Source organism: Moorena sp. SIO4E2 (assembly GCF_010671945.1).
Lineage (GTDB): Bacteria > Cyanobacteriota > Cyanobacteriia > Cyanobacteriales > Coleofasciculaceae > Moorena > Moorena producens.
On sequence record NZ_JAAHIE010001135.1, the window covers coordinates 1 to 1,628 of the forward strand.

General features: G+C 43.7%; 2 protein-coding genes. One reads left to right on the forward strand and one right to left on the reverse strand.

What is annotated here, in order from left to right; translation table 11 throughout:
• Positions 1-630: 630 nt before the first annotated feature.
• Positions 631-1,443, forward strand: a complete 813-nt coding sequence (locus F6K37_RS41500; RefSeq protein ID WP_287257097.1) for a spondin domain-containing protein — start codon at positions 631-633, stop codon at positions 1,441-1,443.
• On the opposite strand, the gene F6K37_RS41505 is transcribed toward F6K37_RS41500, so the two are convergent.
• Positions 1,427-1,628: hypothetical protein (locus F6K37_RS41505; RefSeq protein ID WP_287257098.1), on the reverse strand; the 202-nt coding region annotated here is incomplete at its 5' end. The two genes, F6K37_RS41500 and F6K37_RS41505, sit on opposite strands and share 17 nt — an antisense overlap.

The window sequence follows — 1,628 nt, forward strand, 5'->3', positions numbered from 1 at the left end:
GGGTAAAAATTCTGGCTTTAACGATTCCGACTGTGCCAAAGGTAGAGCAACAAGAGATGATGGAGGTAGTGGATGATTACTTATATAAACCGATAGAACCCATGGAATTATTGTACAGGGTTATGGCGTTGGTGGCAAGTTAACTAGAGGTTAATTTCCTACCCCATTGACCTTAGTACTGTGGTCAGTAACCTGTTGTGGTGAGTAACTATATAGCAGTTATCAAATAGGTGAGGTACATCCTCCTGGGTTAATGGGAGTAGGGAGTAGGGACTGAGGCCGTCGGCCACGCGGGGCGCGTTCGGAGCAGGGAGTAGCAATGTAGCCAGGTAGCGAAGTAGCTCCGTAAGCATTTTAAAACTTGTTTATTAGTACATGATTGTTTTAATTTGACTTCATTCCGATCAGATTAGCATAACAGGTACGGAAGAACCAAAATTATCAGCAAATTATCAGGAAATTATCAGCAACAACTAAACCAAGAAACCAATAATCTTACTCAAGCTACTAACCTAGGATTACCCACTTGATTCGGTGCCAGCAAAATGGGTTTTGAAGATGTAGCTACATAGATAGTTAAGCAAGATTTTCGGCAAATCTACCATATTGATCTCATTGATCACGATCACCATGAAGCATCCAATTATTAAATCACTCAAAATCGCCACCATGGTTACGGTAACCTCTACACTAGCCATGGCATCTAGCGCAACCGCAGCTACCCTCAAGGTAACAATTGAAAGCCTGGCACCGGAAAACGGCACCTTATTTACTCCAGTCTGGGTTGGTTTTCATAATGGTTCCTTTGATATTTATGATCGGGATCAACCAGCTTCACCAGGACTCGAGCGTATTGCTGAGGATGGCAATGCAGCAGTTCTTAGTGAAGAGTTTTTCGCTAGCGGTGCCGGTTCAGTTGATGGGGTAGTTCCTGGTCCAAATGGTCCAATTGGTTCCGGAGATATTACCCAAGCCACATTTACTGTAGATTCTACTAGCCGTTACTTCAGCTACGCGGCCATGATTCTCCCCAGTAATGATGCTTTCATTGCTAATGGCAACCCCTTGGCTTTTGAAATTTTTGATGAAGAAGGTAATTTCACTGGAGCTGACTTTACCATTCTTGGTTCTCAAGTTCTGGATGCGGGTACAGAAGTTAACGACGAGCAGCAGAGCACTACTGCCTTCTTCGGTCAAAGTATTCCTGATACCGGTACACCAGAAAACGGAGTAGTTACCCTCCATCCAGGTTTTATCCCAGGTGGACCAATCTTATCAACTCCGGGGTTTGCTGAAGCTGACTTCACAGTGGATGGCTACCAGATAGCACGTATCAAAGTCGAGAAGGTGCCAGAATCTTCTACTACTGGAGGATTACTTGCTATCGGTGGGTTGTTATGGTTGGGTAGCCGCTGGCGTCAGAGTCTTAACAGATTCGCGTAAATTCCTTTGCCAATTGACCATTGACAATTTTGAATTTTCCATTCTTGATTAACAACACTAGATAAGTATAGCAGTTCTCAAATAGGTGAAGTAGACAAGTATTTGATTTTAGTGAGTAGCGATGCAGCGCCTTCATCAGGAGGTTTCTCCTATGTAGCGACTGCATCAAGACGGGAATATTGGAA

Bases quoted from the DNA above. Each gene is read 5' to 3' on its own strand.
- F6K37_RS41500 (WP_287257097.1), top strand. From the start codon at position 631: ATGAAGCATCCAATTATTAAATCACTCAAAATCGCCACCATGGTTACG.